At 72.0% G+C, this 15,643-nt stretch carries 12 protein-coding genes; 7 read left to right on the top strand and 5 right to left on the bottom strand.

Features of this window, described 5'->3' with window-relative positions; genetic code table 11:
* Window positions 1-29: 29 nt before the first annotated feature.
* Genes KSO98_RS11480 through KSO98_RS11495 form a run of 4 tightly spaced genes read right to left on the bottom strand, consistent with a single transcriptional unit; the run spans window position 30 to window position 3,014 of the window.
* On the bottom strand, window positions 30-782 hold the full coding sequence (locus KSO98_RS11480; protein WP_225285727.1) for a MerR family transcriptional regulator: 753 nt from the start codon (window positions 780-782) through the stop codon (window positions 30-32).
* Window positions 783-799: 17 nt separating this feature from the next.
* Window positions 800-1,558, bottom strand: a complete 759-nt coding sequence (locus tag KSO98_RS11485) for an ABC transporter permease (protein ID WP_225285728.1) — start codon at window positions 1,556-1,558, stop codon at window positions 800-802.
* Window positions 1,555-2,346: an ABC transporter ATP-binding protein gene (locus tag KSO98_RS11490; RefSeq protein ID WP_225285729.1), complete on the bottom strand. Its 792-nt coding sequence runs from the start codon at window positions 2,344-2,346 to the stop codon at window positions 1,555-1,557. Before KSO98_RS11490 ends, KSO98_RS11485 begins: the two co-directional genes overlap by 4 nt.
* A gap of 56 nt (window positions 2,347-2,402) precedes the next feature.
* Window positions 2,403-3,014: a TetR/AcrR family transcriptional regulator gene (locus tag KSO98_RS11495; protein WP_225285730.1), complete on the bottom strand. Its 612-nt coding sequence runs from the start codon at window positions 3,012-3,014 to the stop codon at window positions 2,403-2,405.
* A 134-nt stretch (window positions 3,015-3,148) separates the two neighbouring features.
* Between KSO98_RS11495 and KSO98_RS11500 the strand changes: the two genes are divergently transcribed.
* The 6 genes from KSO98_RS11500 to KSO98_RS11525 all read left to right on the top strand — a co-directional run bounded on the left by KSO98_RS11500 (window position 3,149) and on the right by KSO98_RS11525 (window position 10,938).
* The gene (locus tag KSO98_RS11500) at window positions 3,149-4,549 is read left to right on the top strand and encodes a cytochrome P450 (RefSeq protein WP_225285731.1); all 1,401 of its coding nucleotides are present in this window, start codon (window positions 3,149-3,151) and stop codon (window positions 4,547-4,549) included.
* 12 nt (window positions 4,550-4,561) lie between these two features.
* Window positions 4,562-6,172: a succinic semialdehyde dehydrogenase gene (locus KSO98_RS11505; RefSeq protein ID WP_225285732.1), complete on the top strand. Its 1,611-nt coding sequence runs from the start codon at window positions 4,562-4,564 to the stop codon at window positions 6,170-6,172.
* 91 nt (window positions 6,173-6,263) lie between these two features.
* The gene (locus KSO98_RS11510) at window positions 6,264-6,914 is read left to right on the top strand and encodes a TetR/AcrR family transcriptional regulator (protein WP_225285733.1); all 651 of its coding nucleotides are present in this window, start codon (window positions 6,264-6,266) and stop codon (window positions 6,912-6,914) included.
* Between the two features lie 327 nt (window positions 6,915-7,241).
* Window positions 7,242-8,450, top strand: coding sequence for an acyl-CoA dehydrogenase family protein (locus tag KSO98_RS11515; protein WP_225285734.1), 1,209 nt, complete (start codon window positions 7,242-7,244; stop codon window positions 8,448-8,450).
* Entirely contained in the window at window positions 8,447-9,430 is a 984-nt protein-coding gene (locus KSO98_RS11520) for an acyl-CoA dehydrogenase family protein (protein WP_225285735.1), read from the top strand. Before KSO98_RS11515 ends, KSO98_RS11520 begins: the two co-directional genes overlap by 4 nt.
* Entirely contained in the window at window positions 9,427-10,938 is a 1,512-nt protein-coding gene (locus KSO98_RS11525) for a class I adenylate-forming enzyme family protein (protein ID WP_225285736.1), read from the top strand. The genes KSO98_RS11520 and KSO98_RS11525 overlap by 4 nt, the downstream gene beginning before the upstream one ends.
* 82 nt (window positions 10,939-11,020) lie before the next feature.
* Here the strand turns inward: KSO98_RS11525 and KSO98_RS11530 are convergent, their stop codons facing one another.
* A complete protein-coding gene (locus KSO98_RS11530) occupies window positions 11,021-11,932 on the bottom strand; it encodes an acyl-CoA thioesterase (RefSeq protein ID WP_225285737.1) in 912 nt (303 codons plus the stop codon).
* A 105-nt stretch (window positions 11,933-12,037) separates the two neighbouring features.
* On the opposite strand from KSO98_RS11530, the gene KSO98_RS11535 reads away from it, so the two are divergent.
* The gene (locus KSO98_RS11535) at window positions 12,038-15,583 is read left to right on the top strand and encodes an ATP-binding cassette domain-containing protein (RefSeq protein ID WP_225285738.1); all 3,546 of its coding nucleotides are present in this window, start codon (window positions 12,038-12,040) and stop codon (window positions 15,581-15,583) included.
* Window positions 15,584-15,643: the final 60 nt, after the last annotated feature.

Here is a 15,643-nt window from a genome sequence, read left to right on the forward strand (position 1 = left end):
CACGCCACCAGGGCGGGCGGTGTCCAGGGTCAGAGCGGGCGGATCTTCGTCCAGCCGGTCCAGCCGCGGTCCTCGAGCAGGTGCAGGATCCGGCGGGCGGCCGGGACGGAGTCGAGGAAGACGCCGTCCAGCAGCGCGGCGAGGTCGTCGGTGAGCGGGTCGGCGTCCCACTGCACGTCGGGCACCGTCTTGAACTGCTTGGCCAGCTGGTCCACGAAGTCCTCGACCCGCGGGTCGTCGGGATCCCACGTGGTCACGTCCGAGATCGCGAGGTAGAGCTCGCGCACGCCGTCGTCCTCGAGCTGGGCCTGCTTCATCTGCATGAAGAACGGCATCTCCTCGGGCAGCTGGGCCGCGACCAGGATCCACGCGTCCCGCTCGGCCTCGACGATCATCTCCGGCACGCCGAGCGCGCGCAGCCCGTCGAGGTAGGCGACCGCCTCCGGCGGCAGCGCCAGGCTCTCGCCGGCGGCGAGCTGGGCGATCCGGGCACGGTGCTGCTGCGCCTCGCGGATCTCCGCCCGCAGCCGCCGGTCGATCTCCTCGACGGCCGCCGCGAACTCCTCCGGGCCGGCGCCCAGGAGCTCCTGCACCCGCGAGAGCGGCACCCCGGCCTCGGCGAGCGTACGGATCCGGATCAGCTCGACGACCGCCGCGGCGTCGTAGCGCCGGTAGCCCGAGTGATCACGCTCGGGCTCGGGGAGGAGCCCGGTGGCGTGATAGTGCCGCACCGCGCGCACGGTCACCCCGGCGTACGACGCCAGCTGGCTGATGGTCAGCATCCGCCCATCCTCTCGTCTCAGCCGAGCTTGGCGCTGTAGATCCGCATCGCCCACGCGTAGGCGACGACCAGGATGCCGACGCACCAGGCCACCGCGATCCAGCCGTCGTGCCCGACCGGGGTGGTGGCGAACAGGTTGCGGACGGTGTCGACGATCGCGGTGACCGGCTGGTGCTCGGCGAACCAGCGCACCGGCCCCGGCATGCCGGCGGTCGGGACGAACGCGGAGCTGATGAAGGGCAGGAAGATCAGCGGGTATGAGAAGCCGCTCACCCCGTCGACCGTGGTCGCGGTCAGGCCGGGGATGACAGCCAGCCAGGTCAGCGCGAGCGTGAAGAGCCCGATGATGCCGATGACCGCGAGCCAGGAGAGCACATCGGCGCCGGTGCGGAAGCCCATGATGAGCCCGACCCCGACGACGACCGCCAGTGAGATCAGGTTGGCGACCATGGAGGTCAGCACGTGCGCCCACAGCACCGCGGCGCGGGAGATCGGCATCGACTGGAACCGCTCGACGATGCCGCCCCTCGTGTCCAGGAAGAGTCGATAGCCGGTGTACGAGATCCCCGAGGCGACCGTGATGAGCAGGATCCCGGGCAGCAGGTAGTCGACGTACTGCGTGCTGCCGACGTCGATGGCGCCGCCGAGGACGTAGACGAAGAGCAGCAGCATCGCGACCGGCGTGATCGCGGTGGTGATGATGGTGTCGGGGCTGCGCAGGATGTGGGTCAGCGAGCGCCTGGTGAGCACGGAGACGTCCTGGAGGCTGGTGTTCACTGCTGGGCTCCGTTCGGGGCGGTGGTGCGGCCGATGATGGCGAGGAAGATCTCCTCGAGGGTGGGCTGCTTCTCGACGTACTCGACCTTCGCCGGCGGCATCAGGGCCTTGAGTTCGGCCAGGGTGCCCTCGGCGATGATCCGGCCCTCGTGCAGGATCGCGATCCGGTCGGCGAGCTGCTCGGCCTCGTCGAGGTACTGCGTGGTCAGGAGCACGGTCGTGCCCTGGCCGGTCAGGTCCTCGACGGTCTTCCAGACCTCGATCCGCGACTGCGGGTCCAGCCCGGTGGTGGGCTCGTCGAGGAAGAGCACCGGCGGGTCGCCGATCAGGCTCATCGCGATGTCGAGGCGGCGCCGCATGCCGCCGGAGTAGGTCGCGACCTTGCGGTCGCCGGCCTCGACCAGGTCGAAGCGCGCGAGCAGGCCGTCGGCGATCTCGCCTGCGCGTGGCAGGTGTCGCAGGCGGGCGACGAGGAGCAGGTTCTCGCGTCCGGTGAGCACCTCGTCGACGGCCGCGAACTGCCCGGTCAGGCTGATCGACTCGCGGACCTCGCCGGGCCGGGTCGCCACGTCATACCCCTGCACGACTGCGGTGCCGCCGTCGGACCTGAGGAGGGTGGAGAGGATCTTGACGACGGTGGTCTTGCCGGCCCCGTTGGAGCCGAGGAGGGCGTAGACGCTGCCCGACGGGACGCTCAGCTCGACGCCGGTGAGCACCGCGTGGTCGCCGAAGGACTTGGTCAGTCCGGTGACCTCGATGGCGGGCGCCAGGGTGGGATTCGGATTCATGACACGCAGCGTCCAACCCTGACGCAGCGTCAAGGTCAAGCGCTCCTGTCGGATCGCTACCCGTAGACCCCGAGGAAGCCGTGTGCGGCCGCCGCGACGATCTCCTCGGGGCTCGCCTCGAGCGCCCCGTCGAGCCAGGCGGTGATCAGCTCCGCCATCCCGCCGATGAAGAGCAGGCCCGCGATCTCGTCCTCGCGCCCACCGCGGGTGACCAGGCCCAGATGCGTACGGGCCTCCTCAGCCGAGCGGTGGGCGAGGTAGCGCAGCAGCTCGGTGCGCCGCTGGCGCAGTGCCGGGATGGCGGCGGCCTCGATGATCGCGACCCGGCCCTTGCGCGGGTCGTCGACGAGCAGCTGCACGAAGGCCCGTACGGACGCATGGACCCGTGTCGTCGGATCGTCACCGGCCGCCTCGACGGCGGCCATCGTGACGGCCTCGATCTCGGTCGCCACGGCGTCCAGGACCGCCCTCAGGGCCTCGTCGAGCCCGGCGAAGCTCTCGTAGAAGTAGCGCTCGGAGAGGCCGGCTTCGGCGCAGATCGCGGTCATCGTGGTGCGCAGCTGCGGGTCGGCCCAGACCGCGAGGGTCGCCTCCAGCACGCGCCCCCGACGCTCGGCCGCGCGCTCCTCGGCGCTCACTCCGCGATAGATCCCCGACTGCACCGCCATGGCCCTACCCTCGCCCGGATCCGCCGGAAAGACAAGGTTGACAGGACGCCCTTCCTGAATCACCCTGAGGATGACGCAGGTCACATCGCCTGCCGATCCCGCGCGTGATGACCCTGATGACGAAGGTGCCGCCGATGACGATGGAAGCCGTCCAGCCGACCGAGAGCCGCCCCGAGGATCGCCCCTCCGGCCGGCGCAGGGCGACGCCCGCCGAGGACGTACGGGATCTCCCGACGCTGCTGCCCACGGACAAGGGGCTGCCGTTCCTCGGCCGCGCGTTCGACTACGCCAAGGACCCCGACGCGCTGATGCGCCACCAGTGGGAGACGTACGGCCCGGTCTCGCCGTTCAACGCGCTCAACGAGATGCGCGTGATGGTGCTCGGCCCGGACGCCATCGCGGAGGTCTTCGCCAACAAGGACCGTGCCTTCGCCAACGGCTGGGAGAAGATCGTCGGCCCGTTCTTCCACCGCGGCCTGATGCTCATCGACTTCGACGAGCACAAGGGACACCGCAGGATCATGCAGGAGGCGTTCACCCGCCCGCGGCTCGACGCCTACACCCGGGCGATGCAGCCGGCGATCGCCAAGGGCCTCGAGGCGTGGGGCGACGGCGGCGACATCAAGTCGTACTGGAAGCTCAAGCAGCTCACCCTCGACATCGCCGCGGACATCTTCATGGGCGGAGCGGCCGACACCAGCCAGGCCGAGATGGACAAGGTGAACAAGGCGTTCATCGCCTGCGTGCAGGCCGCTGCCGGCATCGTCCGCGGCGACGTGCCCGGCACCCGCTGGGGCAAGGCGTACAAGGGGCGGAAGGTGCTCGAGGAGTTCCTCAACCACTACCTTCCGGCCAAGCGCGCGACCGCGACCGACGACTTCTTCTCCGTGCTGTGCCACGTCGAGGACGAGGACGGCGAGCGGTTCGACGACCAGGCCGTCATCGACCACATGATCTTCCTGATGATGGCCGCGCACGACACCTCGACCATCACCACCTCCACCATGCTGCAGCTCCTCGGCCAGCACCCGGAGTGGCAGGACCGCTGCCGCGCCGAGTCGATGGCGCTCGGCGACCACCCGACGATGGAGGAGGTCGAGGGCCTCGCCGCGCTGGACCTGGTGATGAAGGAGGCGTTGCGCCTCAACCCGCCGGTGCCCGCGATCGCCCGCAAGACCGTCAAGGACACCGTCGTGCAGGGCGTCCGGATCCCCGCCGAGACCGACGTCTTCGTCGGGGTGAAGCTCTCCCACATCCTCGAGGACTACTGGACCAACCCGATGGTCTTCGACCCCGAGCGCTTCTCCGAGGCGCGACGTGAGGACAAGTCGCACCGCCTCGCCTGGGAGCCCTTCGGCGGCGGCGTGCACAAGTGCATCGGGCTCTACTTCGCCGGCATCGAGGTCAAGTCGATCATGCACCGGCTGCTGCGCACCTACCGCTGGACCGTCGCGCCCGGCTACCAACCGCCGATGGACAACCACTCGCTGCCTTTCCCCAAGGACGGCCAGCCGATCACCCTCGTCCGGATCTGAGAGGCACCGCCGATGACCGCCACGCTCCCGACCGAGTCCACCGACGCCGCGCAGGCGAGCACCCTGCGGCCCGCGTGGGTGACCGACGCCCGCGTCGCCTCCTGGCTGCGCTGGGTCTGCACCTCCGCCGGCGCCGGCACGGCCTCGCGTACCGCGCTGGCGCCGTACGACGCCCTGCCCACGATCGCGGTGCCGGACAGCACCGTCGAGGACGTCGCCGCTGCGGTCGACGCGGCCCGGCACGCCCAGGCGGCCTGGTCGGCGCTCCCGTACAGCGCGCGGGCCGAGGTGATCCTGCGCTTCCACGACCTGCTCGTCGAGCGCCAGGACGAGATCATGGACCTCATCCAGTGGGAGATGGGCAAGGCCCGCTTCCACGCCTGGCAGGAGGTGCTGCAGGTCGCCAACCTGGCCCGGCACTACGCCCGTCACGGTGAGGCGTACCTCAAGCCGAAGAAGGTCCGTGGCGCCGTCCCGGTGGTGACCTCCGCCAAGGAGGTGCGCGTGCCCAAGGGCGTCGCCGGCTTCATCTCGCCGTGGAACTACCCGCTCTACATGGGTGTCGGCGACCTCATCCCGGCGGTGCTCGCGGGCAACGCAGCCGTCGGCAAGGCCGACCCGCAGGCGCCGCTGTCGATGCTGTGGGCGCGCGCGCTGATGGCCGAGGCCGGCATGCCGGAGCACGTCTGGGGCGTCGTCGCCGGTGACGGACCGTCGCTCGGCGAGGCGCTGATCGACCACGTCGACTACATCTGCTTCACCGGCTCGACGGCGACCGGGCGGATCGTCGCCCAGCGCGCCGCCAGACGCCTCATCGGCGCCTCGCTCGAGCTCGGCGGCAAGAACCCCTCGATCATCCGCGCCGACGCCGATCTCGACGTCGCCGCTCGTGGTGTCGTCGACGCGTCCTTCGCCAACACCGGACAGATGTGCATCCACCTCGAGCGGATCATCGTGCACACCGACGTCTACGACGAGTTCGTCGTACGCCTGCGCGCGGTCACGGCCGCGCAGACGGTGGGGCAGACGTTCGACTTCTCCTCGCAGGTCGGCTCGCTGGCCTCGGCCGCCCAGCTGGAGAAGGTGTCGCGTCAGGTCGCCGACGCGGTCGCGAAGGGAGCCACCGTGCTCGCGGGCGGCGGCCCGCGGCCCGAGGTGGGGCCGTACGTCTTCGCGCCGACCATCCTCGAGGGCGTCACCGACGACATGGAGCTCTGCCTCGGCGAGACCTTCGGGCCGGTCATCTCGATCTACCGCGCCACCGACGACGAGGACGCGATCGCGCAGGCCAACCGCGGCAAGCAGGGCCTCTCGGCGAGCATCTTCAGCAAGGACATCGCTGCCGCCGAGGCGATGGCGCCACGGATCCGCGCGGGCTCGGTCAACATCAACGACGGCGCCTCCTTGGCAGCCGGGTCCATCGAGGCCGGGATGGGCGGCATGGGGGAGAGCGGCCTGGGCAAGCGCCACGGCTCCGACGGGATCACCCGCTTCACCAACGCCCAGACGATCGTGTCCTCCAAGGTCGGACCCGTCGGCCCGCCGCCCGGCACCCCGGTGGAGAAGTTCATCGCGATGGCGAACAAGCAGCTGGTCGTGCTGCGGAGACTGCGCGTTCGCTGACCGTGCAGGCGCTGCGCGCCTCGCGCGCGGCTCGCTCGGACAATCACGAGCAATCTCGCCATATCCGCGCTCGTTCACCTAGGTTGGGCGCGTGACCAGCAGCGCTACGGCAGCCGAGGGCGAAGACACCACGCCTGCCGCCGCGCCGCGGGTCCGCCGCACGCAGGCCGAGCGGCGCGCCACCACACGTGGCGCGCTGCTCGACGCCACCATCGACGTGCTCGTCGACCACGGCTACGCCGGGCTGACCACCACCATCGTCTGCGAGCGCGCCGGGGTCACCCGTGGCGCGCAGGCGCACTACTTCGCCACCAAGGCGGACCTGGTCGTACAGGCGCTCGCGCACCTGACGGAGAAGCTCGTCGATGAGCTGGTCAGCAAGCCGCTCAACATCGCCGACGACCCGGTCGGGCAGTATGAGGTGCTCCTCAACCGACTGTGGGAGATCTTCAGCGGCCCGGTCTCGCAGGCGCAGCTCGAGCTCTTCGTCGCCGCTCGCACCGACGAGGACCTGCACCTCCAGCTGGTGCAGTTCGACGCCACCGTCATCGACACGCTGCGCGACGCGGCCGTGCGGGTCGCCCCCGCCCTCGCCGCGCGCTCGGAGTTCCAGAGCGCGATGACCACCGCGATCGCCACGATCCGCGGGCTGCGGATGCTGCGGGCGGTGGCGAGTGAGCGGACCGTACGCAGGGCGTGGCCGCCGGCGCGCGATCAGCTCCTGGCGGGGCTGCCGCGCTAGCTCTCCCGCAGCACTCTCCCGGGCTCGTCGATCAGACGCCGTTGAACTCCGAGCCCAGCCAGGTGTCGCCGGTCTTCTTCACGGGGGTCACGGTGCGACCCCTGGTCGGCGAGGAGGAGGGCGCGGGCGGGGGTCGGTGACGACTCCAGGACGGTGGAGCGCTCCACCGCCCTGCGCGATCGCATGCATCGCGCAATGTGCTCTCTGCTGCAGCGGAGGTCGAGGTGGTGGGTCACGGGTTGATCGGAAATTTCCATGCTTGACTGCCGATAAGTTTGCGCACAGGCTGATGTGCACCAGGTCACAGCGCTGTACGAAGGGAAGCCCATGGACTTCGACGACACCCCCGACGAGGCCGCGTGGCGCGCCGAGGTGCGCGCCTTCCTCACCGAGCATCGTGAGGAGCTGGGCGCCAGCTCCGGCGCACGGGCGTTCGACAATGAGGTCTCGCGGAGGCGCCAGGCGCTCCTGTACGACGCGGGGTACGTCGGCGTCACCTGGCCGCTCGAGGCCGGCGGCCGCGGCGGCACGCCGATGCAGCAGGCGATCATCGACCAGGAGATGGCCAGGCTCGGCATCCCCGGGCTGATCAACCTGATCGGCATCGGCATGTGTGGCCCGACCGTCATCGTGCATGGCAGCGACGAGCAGAAGTCGCGCTACCTCCAGCGCCTCCTGCGCGCCGACGACGTCTGGTGCCAGCTCTTCTCCGAGCCCGCCTCGGGCTCCGACCTGGCCGCGCTGCGGACCAAGGCGGTCCAGGACGGCGACGGCAACTGGCACATCACCGGGCAGAAGGTCTGGACCACGCTGGCCCACCTGTCCGACTACGGCATCCTGCTCACCCGCACCGACCCCGACGTGGCCAAGCACCGCGGCCTGACGATGTTCGTGGTGGACATGAAGGACCCGGGCGTCACGGTCCGTCCGCTCAAGCAGATGAGCGGGGGAGCGGACTTCAACGAGGTCTTCTTCGACGACGTCGTCATCCCCGACACCGAGCGGCTCGGCGAGGTCGGTGACGGCTGGCGGGTCGCGCTCACGACCCTGATGAGCGAGCGGTTCTCGCTCGGCGGCAGCGGCACCGAGATCGGCCCCGGCTTCGAGGCCGCCGCCCGCCACATCGGCTCGAGGATCGGCGACCTGCCCGCCGAGCGGCAGGCCCTGGTCCGCCAGGAGCTCGGACGCTCGTACGTCGCCTCGCTCGGCGGTCGCTACACCGGCTACCGCCAGCTCTCCAAGATCAGCAAGGGCGAGTTCCCCGGTCCCGAGGCCTCGGCCGGCAAGCTCACCGGCACCCGTACGGCCCGCGCGCTCGCCGACCTCGCGGTCCGCGTCCAGGGCGCGGACGCCGCCTACGCCAGCGCCGCCGACGGCACCGCGCTGTGGCAGAACCTCCAGGCCGTGCTGCCCGGCATGGCGATCGCGGGCGGCACCAACGAGGTGCTGCGCAACATCATCGGCGAGCGGGTCCTGGGCCTGCCGGCCGAGCCGCGCGCGGACAAGAACGTCACCTTCAAGGAGGGCCTCGGATGAACTTCGACCTCGACGACGAGCAGCGCGACCTCGCCGCGGCGGCTCGTGACTTCCTCGCGGATGCCGCTGCCCCGGCCAACGCCCGGGAGGCGCTCGACTCCGGCGCCCGCGGCGCGGTGCCGCCGGGTCGCGACGAGCTGGTCAAGAGCGGCTTCGCGACCATCACCATCGCCGAGTCCGCCGGCGGCGGAGGGGGCACGCTCCTCGACCTCGCGGTCGTCGCCGAGCAGGCCGGCCGCGTCCTCGCCGGCCCATCGCTGGTGACGTACGCCCGAGCGGCGGAGCTGTTCGCCGAGTCGCCGACGCAGCTGGAGGCGCTTGCGGGCGGCGGCCTCGCGCTCGCCGTCGTCGACGCCGGCTCCCCGGTCCTCGACGCGATCGGCGCCGACACCTTCGTGGCGCTGCGCGACGGCGACATCGTCTGCGGAGCCGGCACCGTCACCGAGCGCGAGCCGATCGACCCGACCCGCGGCCTGGCGGACGTGGCGGTCGCCCCTGACGCATCCCCGGTGCCGGGCGGCCCCGACCGCTGGGCGCGCGCCGAGCGCGTCGGGCGCGTCATCCTCGCCGCCGAGGGTCTCGGGGCGGCCTCGCGGGCCCTCGAGATCGGCGTCGAGTACGCCAAGGAGCGGCACGCCTTCGGTCGCGCGATCGGCTCCTACCAGGCCGTGAAGCACATGCTCGTCGACGTCTACGTCGAGGTCGAGCAGCTCCGCTCGCTGGTGTGGTGGGCGGCCTGGGCGGCGGACAACGCCCCCGCCGAGCTGCCCCTGGCCGCGGCCGCCGCCAAGGCCGCCGCCGCGACCACGCTGGAGCGCGCCGCGGAGACCCTCATCCAGGTCCACGGAGGCATCGGCTTCACGTGGGAGCACGACGCACATCTCTACTGGCGCCGCGCCAAGGTCGACCGTTTCCTTCTCGGCGACGACGTGGCAGCCTTCGACGAAGTCGCACGGATCGCCATGGAGGGCGCACGATGACCGGTACGCACAACCTCGCTGTCCTCGCCGAGCAGAGCTTCGAGCGGCTCGGCGACTACGAATCGCTCTTCTTCGAGGGGCGGTGGCACACCTCGGGCTCGATCCACGATCGCGCGGCACGCGTCGCCGAGGGCCTGCGCGCCCAGGGCGTCGAGCCGGGCGACCGGGTGATCGTGCTGACGATGAACACCCCGGAGGTGTTCGTCTCCTACCAGGCGATCTGGCGGGCCGGTGCGGTCGTCACGCCGGTGATCTTCCTGCAGACACCGCCCGAGCTGCGCCACATCCTCGAGGACTCCGGCGCCAAGGCCGCGATCCTCACGCCCGAGCTGCTGCCGCTGTTCCAGGGCTCCGCTGAGGGACTCGGGATCACCGCGATCGTCGTCGACGGGGACGGCGCGGACGGCACCGTCCCGTTCTCCGTGCTGGAGGCCGCGCAGCCCGGCGAGATCGTGTCCCGCGAGGACGACGACCTGGCGGCGCTGCTCTACACCGGAGGTACGACCGGCCGGGCCAAGGGCGTGATGCTCTCGCACCGCAACCTGTGGGAGGCCGGCGCGGGGATGAACAAGGTGACCGAGTCCTCCGGGACGACCCGATCCCTGCTGCCGCTGCCGCTCTCGCACGCCTTCGGGCTCAACGTGCTGGTCTCCGGGATGCACTCGGAGAAGCAGCACGTCTCGGTGATGCAGCGCTGGTTCGACCCGGCCGGCTGGCTCCAGCTGGTCCAGGACCACCGGCTCGAGGCGAGCCCGGTGGTGCCCTCGATGATGGGGATGCTGCTCGACCAGCCGTACGCCGACTTCGACCTGTCGTCGCTGGTCTCCTTCGGATCGGGCGGCGCACCGCTCCTCCCGCACCTGCGGGAGAAGGTGGAGGCCGCGTTCGGCGTGAAGATCGTCGAGGGGTACGGCTGCACCGAGACCAGTGCGATCGTCACCGCGTCCTCCGTGGACGACATCCGGCCCGGCAGCGTCGGGCGGCCCGCGCCGCACATGGAGGTGTCGATCAAGTCGCCGACCGGCGAGATCCTGGGCGCGGACGAGGAGGGCGAGATCTGCGTGCGCGGTCTGGGCATCATGCTCGGCTACTGGCACGAGCCGGACCTGACCGCCGAGACGATCCGCGACGGGTGGCTGCACACCGGTGATGTCGGACGACTCGACCAGGACGGCTACCTCTACGTCGTCGACCGGGTCAAGGACCTCATCATCCGCGGCGGCTTCAACGTCTACCCGCGCGACGTGGAGGACGTGCTCATCGAGCACGAGGCCGTCGCCTCGGCCGCCTGCGTCGGCAAGCCCGACGAGGAGAGCGGCGAGGAGGTCGTCGCGGTCGTCCAGCTCCACCCCGGGCACACGGTCACCTCCGCGGAGCTGATCGAGTACGCCAAGGAGCGGATGGCCCGCTACAAGTATCCGCGCGAGGTGCGCATCATCGACGCGGTGCCGCTGACGAGCGTCGGGAAGATCAACCGCAAGGCCGTCCGCGAGCTCGTCCGCGAGTGACGCGTCCGGGACGTCACGTGCTCCGCGCCGCCGAGGCGCTCGGAGCGCATGACGTCCCGGCGCCGTCATCGCCCGCGGGCGCTCAGCGGCGGTAGCGCACCATCGCCTCCTGGGCGACGGAGGCCGCGAGCTCGCCCCCCGAGGTGAAGATCTCGGCGCGGACGAGTCCACGGCCGTGCGCCGCCCACGGCGACTCGGCGTCCAGCAACAGCCACTGGTCGACCCGTACGGGCGCGTGGAACCAGACCGTGTGGTCGATCGTCGCCGGGAGGACGACGGGGTCCGTGGTCGCCATCTGCACGATGCCGTGCGGGCGCAGCACGGGCTGGAGGATCCTTAGGTCGGTGGCATAGAGCAGCAGCGCGGCGTGGAGCAGCGGGTCGTCGCCCAGCGGCGCCGCGTCGACAGGGGTGCGGAACCACAGCCGGTGCGTACGCGGATCGCCCACCTCCGCGGGCGGGTCCTGGCGGGCGAGGCGCTCGGCGAGCCCGACCGTGCGCAGCTCGAAGGCGTCGACCGCTGAGGCCGCGGGGTGCATGCCGGGGATCGCGGCGAGCAGCTCGTGGTCGGCGCTGAGCGCCTGCGCGGTGGTCGCGGCGACCGGGTCGGGGTGGTGCTCCGGGCCGTCGCTCGGCAGCGCGAACGACCCGGAGAGCTCCGCGATCACGCTGCCCTGCTGCTCCACCGAGATCCGCCGATGGCTCAGCGAGCCGCCGTCGCGGGTCCGGGTCACGTGCAGCTCGAGGGGCAGCCGGTGATCGCCCGGGCGCAGGAAGTACGCGTGCAGCGAGTGCGGCAGCCGGTCGGCGGGCACCGTGCGCCCGGCGGCGACCAGCGCCTGCGCCGCGACCAGGCCACCGAAGACGTGGTTGATCTGTGCCGACATCGTGGTGTGCTGTCCGCGGAACTCGTCGGCGCCGAGCTGCTCGAGGTCGAGCAGGGCGACCAGCTCATGGAGGGGCACGCCGAGGACGCGCTGCTCTTCGGTCGTCATGGCGCAACCCTCCCCGTACGCCGGTAGATCGTCAATCCCGGCAGATCTGCCGGTAAATATCGAGGCGCGCCCTGTCGGTGTCAGCGCCTAAGGTCGTTCTTTGCCATGACCCAGACCCTCTCGGCCCCGACGACCACCGCCCCGGACCGCCCGCACGACGACCCTGCCCGTCGCATCGACTGGCGGCGGATGCGTCATCCCGTCACCGGAGCCGCCCTGGTCGCCCTCGCGATCGCCGCTCTGGGGCAGGCACTCGGGACCGTGGTCGCGGGCCGGCTGGCGGAGGGGCCGTCCGGCCATCTGGTCGCCCTGCTCGCCATCTGCGTCGTCGGCGGTGCGACCCTCGACACCGCCGGCCGGATCGCCTGGGCGGGTGTCGTCGACCGCGCCGAGGGCACCCTGCGCGGTGACCTGCTCGACGCCGCGCTGCACCAGCCGCTCGCGGAGCTGACCGAGCAGGCCGTCGGCGAGATCCTCGATCGCGTCGACGACGACACCCACGAGGTCGGCACCCTGCTGCGGATGCAGGCCTGGATGGCGATGCGCACGGCCTTCGGCGTCCTGCCGATGTGGGTCGTGGCGGGCCTGAGCTGGTGGCCGGCATGGCTGCTCTTCCCGGTCGTCGCGGCGACCGTCCTGGTCGTCATCCGGCCGCTGATGCTCGAGATCTCGCGCCGCAAGGTGATCGAGGAGGCCGCCTGGACCGACCACGCCGCCGTCCTCGAAGAGGGCATCGCCGGGCGCGACGACCTCCGTACCAGCCTGGGCCAGCCGTTCGCCGTCCGCCGGCTGGCGCAGCTGTCCGCGATCGTCCACGCCCGCTTCCGTGACGTCATCACGGTGGAGGCGAAGCTCGCGACCCGGACGGGTCTGCTGCTCAACGCGCTGCTCATCGTGATCGCCATCAGCGGCGTGGTGCTGGTCGGCGGCGGGCACCTCGAGGTGGGCCGGCTGGTCACCCTCTTCCTGGTCACCACCGCGTTCGTCGGCCAGATCAACACCCTCGCCCATCAGCTGCCCGACATCCAGGCCGGTGTGGGCGCCGTCATCCGGCTGCGCCAGATGATGGCCGTGCCCGAGGAGCCCCGGGGCGGGGCGCCGGTCCCCGAGGGCACCCTCGACCTGGAGATCCGCGGCCTCGACTTCTCCTACGCCGAGGGCACCTTCGGGCTGCGTGGGATCGACCTGCGGGTGGCCGCCGGGCACACCATCGCGCTCGTCGGCCGCACGGGCTCCGGCAAGTCGACGCTGGCCTCCCTGCTCTCGCGGGCGGTCGAGCCGCCTGCCGGCACCGTCCTCCTCGGTGGCGTCGACGTGACCACCCTCGACCTGCACGCGCTCCGCGCCACCGTCGGCGTGGTCACCCAGCGCACCGAGCTCCTGGCCGGCACGCTGGCCGAGAACATCACGCTCTTCGCCCCGACCCCACGCGCCGAGATCGAGGCCGCGGTCGCCGAGCTCGGCCTCACCGAGTGGGCCGCGGGCCTGCCCGACGGGCTGGACACCCTCCTCGGCCCCGGTGGCACCAGCCTGTCGGCGGGGGAGGAGCAGCTGGTCGCCTTCGCCCGGCTGCTGGTCCGCGACGTGCAGGTGGTGGTGCTCGACGAGGCCACCGCGCGGATGGACCCGCTCACCGAGTCGCGCGTCGTGGCGGCCGCCGACCGGCTGCTCGCGCGCCGTACGGGCGTCCTGGTCGCGCACCGCCTCTCCACCATCGAGCGTGCCGACATGGTCGCCGTCCTCGACCACGGGCAGATCATCCAGCAGGGCATGCGCGACCAGCTCGCCGCGGTCGACGGGCCGTTCCGCCGGCTGCTGGATGCCAGCGACACCGAGACGTACGCCCCGGTGGCCGACGGCGCGTCGGTGGCAGCGCCTCAGGAGTCGGCCGAGGCCGTACGAGCCGGCGCGACGGCCGTGGGCGGCCTGCGCCGGATCGGTGACCCGCCCAAGCGTCCCGCCGTCGGCTCCGGGCTCTCCCTGGCGCGCGGCACCTGGCGAGCCATGATCGTCACGCCCTGGTGGGGCCTCTTCTCGGTCCTGGAGTTCCTCGGCAGCACCATCCTGGCGCCCCTGGGAGCGCTGACCGGCTTCGCGTGGGGCCGGATCGTGCAGTCCCTCGGCGACGGCGGGACCCCGACCGGGTACACCGCCCTCCTGGTGGCCATGCTGCTCGTCGCCCCGCTCATCTTCGCCGACGCCCTCCGGCGCTATCCGCGCTGGTGGGTCGAGGTCCTGCTGCGGGTCCGGATGGCGGTGCTGGCCGGCCAGATCCGCCCCCAGCGCCTGCCGCGCACGCCGCCCGGGGAGGTGGTCGCCCGCTCCATGGACGCCGACCGGCTGGCGCGCTACAGCGACCGCTGGGTCGACTTCGTCAACGGTCTGCTGATCGCCGTGATCACCACCCTCGTCGGTGGCAGCTGGCTGGCCGGCGGCATCCTGCTCGCGGTGATGGCCACCAGCGCGCTCGCCTCCTCGATCGGTCGGCCCATCGCCGGCCGCTCCGCGTCACGCTCCTCGGCCGCGCGCGCCCGCTTCGGTCGGGCAGTGGTCTCGGCGGTCGAGTCGGCACGTACGGTCAAGCTCGCCGGCCGTACGCCGGAGGTGCACGCTCACCTGCAGGAGGTCGACGCCGGTCGCGTCGAGGCGGCGGTCTTCGAGCACCGCATCCAGACCCTGCTCGACGGCATCCCGATCGTGCTGGTCCAGGCCGGCGTGGTGGCCGCGTGGGCCTGCTTCCTCGGCGACGTCTGGGGCCTGGCCACCGCGCTGCTGGTCGCCAACGCCGTCAACGGCTTCGACTGGTTCGGCCGGGTCGCCGGCGCGGTGGTCACCGAGGCGCCCGGCGTCGCGGCCTGGCAGCGCGCCACCAGCCGCTTCGCCGGCGGGGCCGACCTGATGCGGCTGCCGCACGGCGTCGACCTGCTGAGCGGTGCCGCCCCCGACCCGACGCCGCCCGTCCGGGAGCCGCTGCAGCGCCTGGAGCTCGACGGGCTGACCGTCGTGCACGACGACGGCACCCTCGGGGTCAGCGGCGTCGACCTGAGCGTCGAGCGCGGGGAGCTCGTCCTGCTCCTCGGCCAGGTCGGCTCGGGCAAGTCCAGCCTGCTCGCGGCGCTCGCCGGCCTGCTCAGCCACCACGGCACGATCGCCTGGAACGACGGCGACGTCACCGATCCCGAGACCTTCCTGCGCCCAGCCCAGGTCGCGCACATCGCCCAGGTCCCGCGGGTCCTGTCCGGCACGTTCCGCGACAACGTCGCACTCGGCTTCGACCGCGAGGTGGAGCGCCCGATCGCCGACGCCCGCCTCGGCCAGGACGTCGAGGAGGCCGGCGGCCCCGACGCGGTGGTCGGCCACCGCGGCGTACGGCTCTCCGGCGGTCAGGTCCAGCGCCTCGCGCTGGCCCGCGCGCTCGCCGCAGACACCGAGCTGCTGCTCGCCGACGACGTCTCCAGCGCCCTCGACGCCGCCACCGAGATCGAGCTGTGGCAGGCGCTGCGCGAGCGGCAGACCACCGTCATCGGCGCCACGTCCAAGCGGGCGGCGCTCGCTCAGGCCGACCGGGTCGTGGTCCTCGTCGACGGCCAGGTCGCCGCTGTCGGGCCGTGGCAGGAGCTCGCGGACGACTGGTCCCACCTCGCCGGCTGAGCCACGGTCATGCCGGGCGGGACCGGCGTGGGGGCGTGGTCGCCCCCTCCCTCCGGTGGG

The sequence above is a fragment of the Nocardioides nematodiphilus genome (genome assembly GCF_020216525.1).
Classification (GTDB): domain Bacteria; phylum Actinomycetota; class Actinomycetes; order Propionibacteriales; family Nocardioidaceae; genus Nocardioides; species Nocardioides nematodiphilus.

Excerpts from the sequence above, each read along its gene's own strand:
- KSO98_RS11480 (WP_225285727.1), bottom strand. The coding sequence starts at position 782 with ATGCTGACCATCAGCCAGCTGGCGTCGTACGCCGGGGTGACCGTGCGC.
- KSO98_RS11490 (WP_225285729.1), bottom strand. The coding sequence starts at position 2,346 with ATGAATCCGAATCCCACCCTGGCGCCCGCCATCGAGGTCACCGGACTG.
- KSO98_RS11495 (WP_225285730.1), bottom strand. The coding sequence starts at position 3,014 with ATGGCGGTGCAGTCGGGGATCTATCGCGGAGTGAGCGCCGAGGAGCGC.
- KSO98_RS11500 (WP_225285731.1), top strand. The coding sequence starts at position 3,149 with ATGACGATGGAAGCCGTCCAGCCGACCGAGAGCCGCCCCGAGGATCGC.
- KSO98_RS11505 (WP_225285732.1), top strand. The coding sequence starts at position 4,562 with ATGACCGCCACGCTCCCGACCGAGTCCACCGACGCCGCGCAGGCGAGC.
- KSO98_RS11515 (WP_225285734.1), top strand. The coding sequence starts at position 7,242 with ATGGACTTCGACGACACCCCCGACGAGGCCGCGTGGCGCGCCGAGGTG.
- KSO98_RS11520 (WP_225285735.1), top strand. The coding sequence starts at position 8,447 with ATGAACTTCGACCTCGACGACGAGCAGCGCGACCTCGCCGCGGCGGCT.
- KSO98_RS11525 (WP_225285736.1), top strand. The coding sequence starts at position 9,427 with ATGACCGGTACGCACAACCTCGCTGTCCTCGCCGAGCAGAGCTTCGAG.
- KSO98_RS11530 (WP_225285737.1), bottom strand. The coding sequence starts at position 11,932 with ATGACGACCGAAGAGCAGCGCGTCCTCGGCGTGCCCCTCCATGAGCTG.
- KSO98_RS11535 (WP_225285738.1), top strand. The coding sequence starts at position 12,038 with ATGACCCAGACCCTCTCGGCCCCGACGACCACCGCCCCGGACCGCCCG.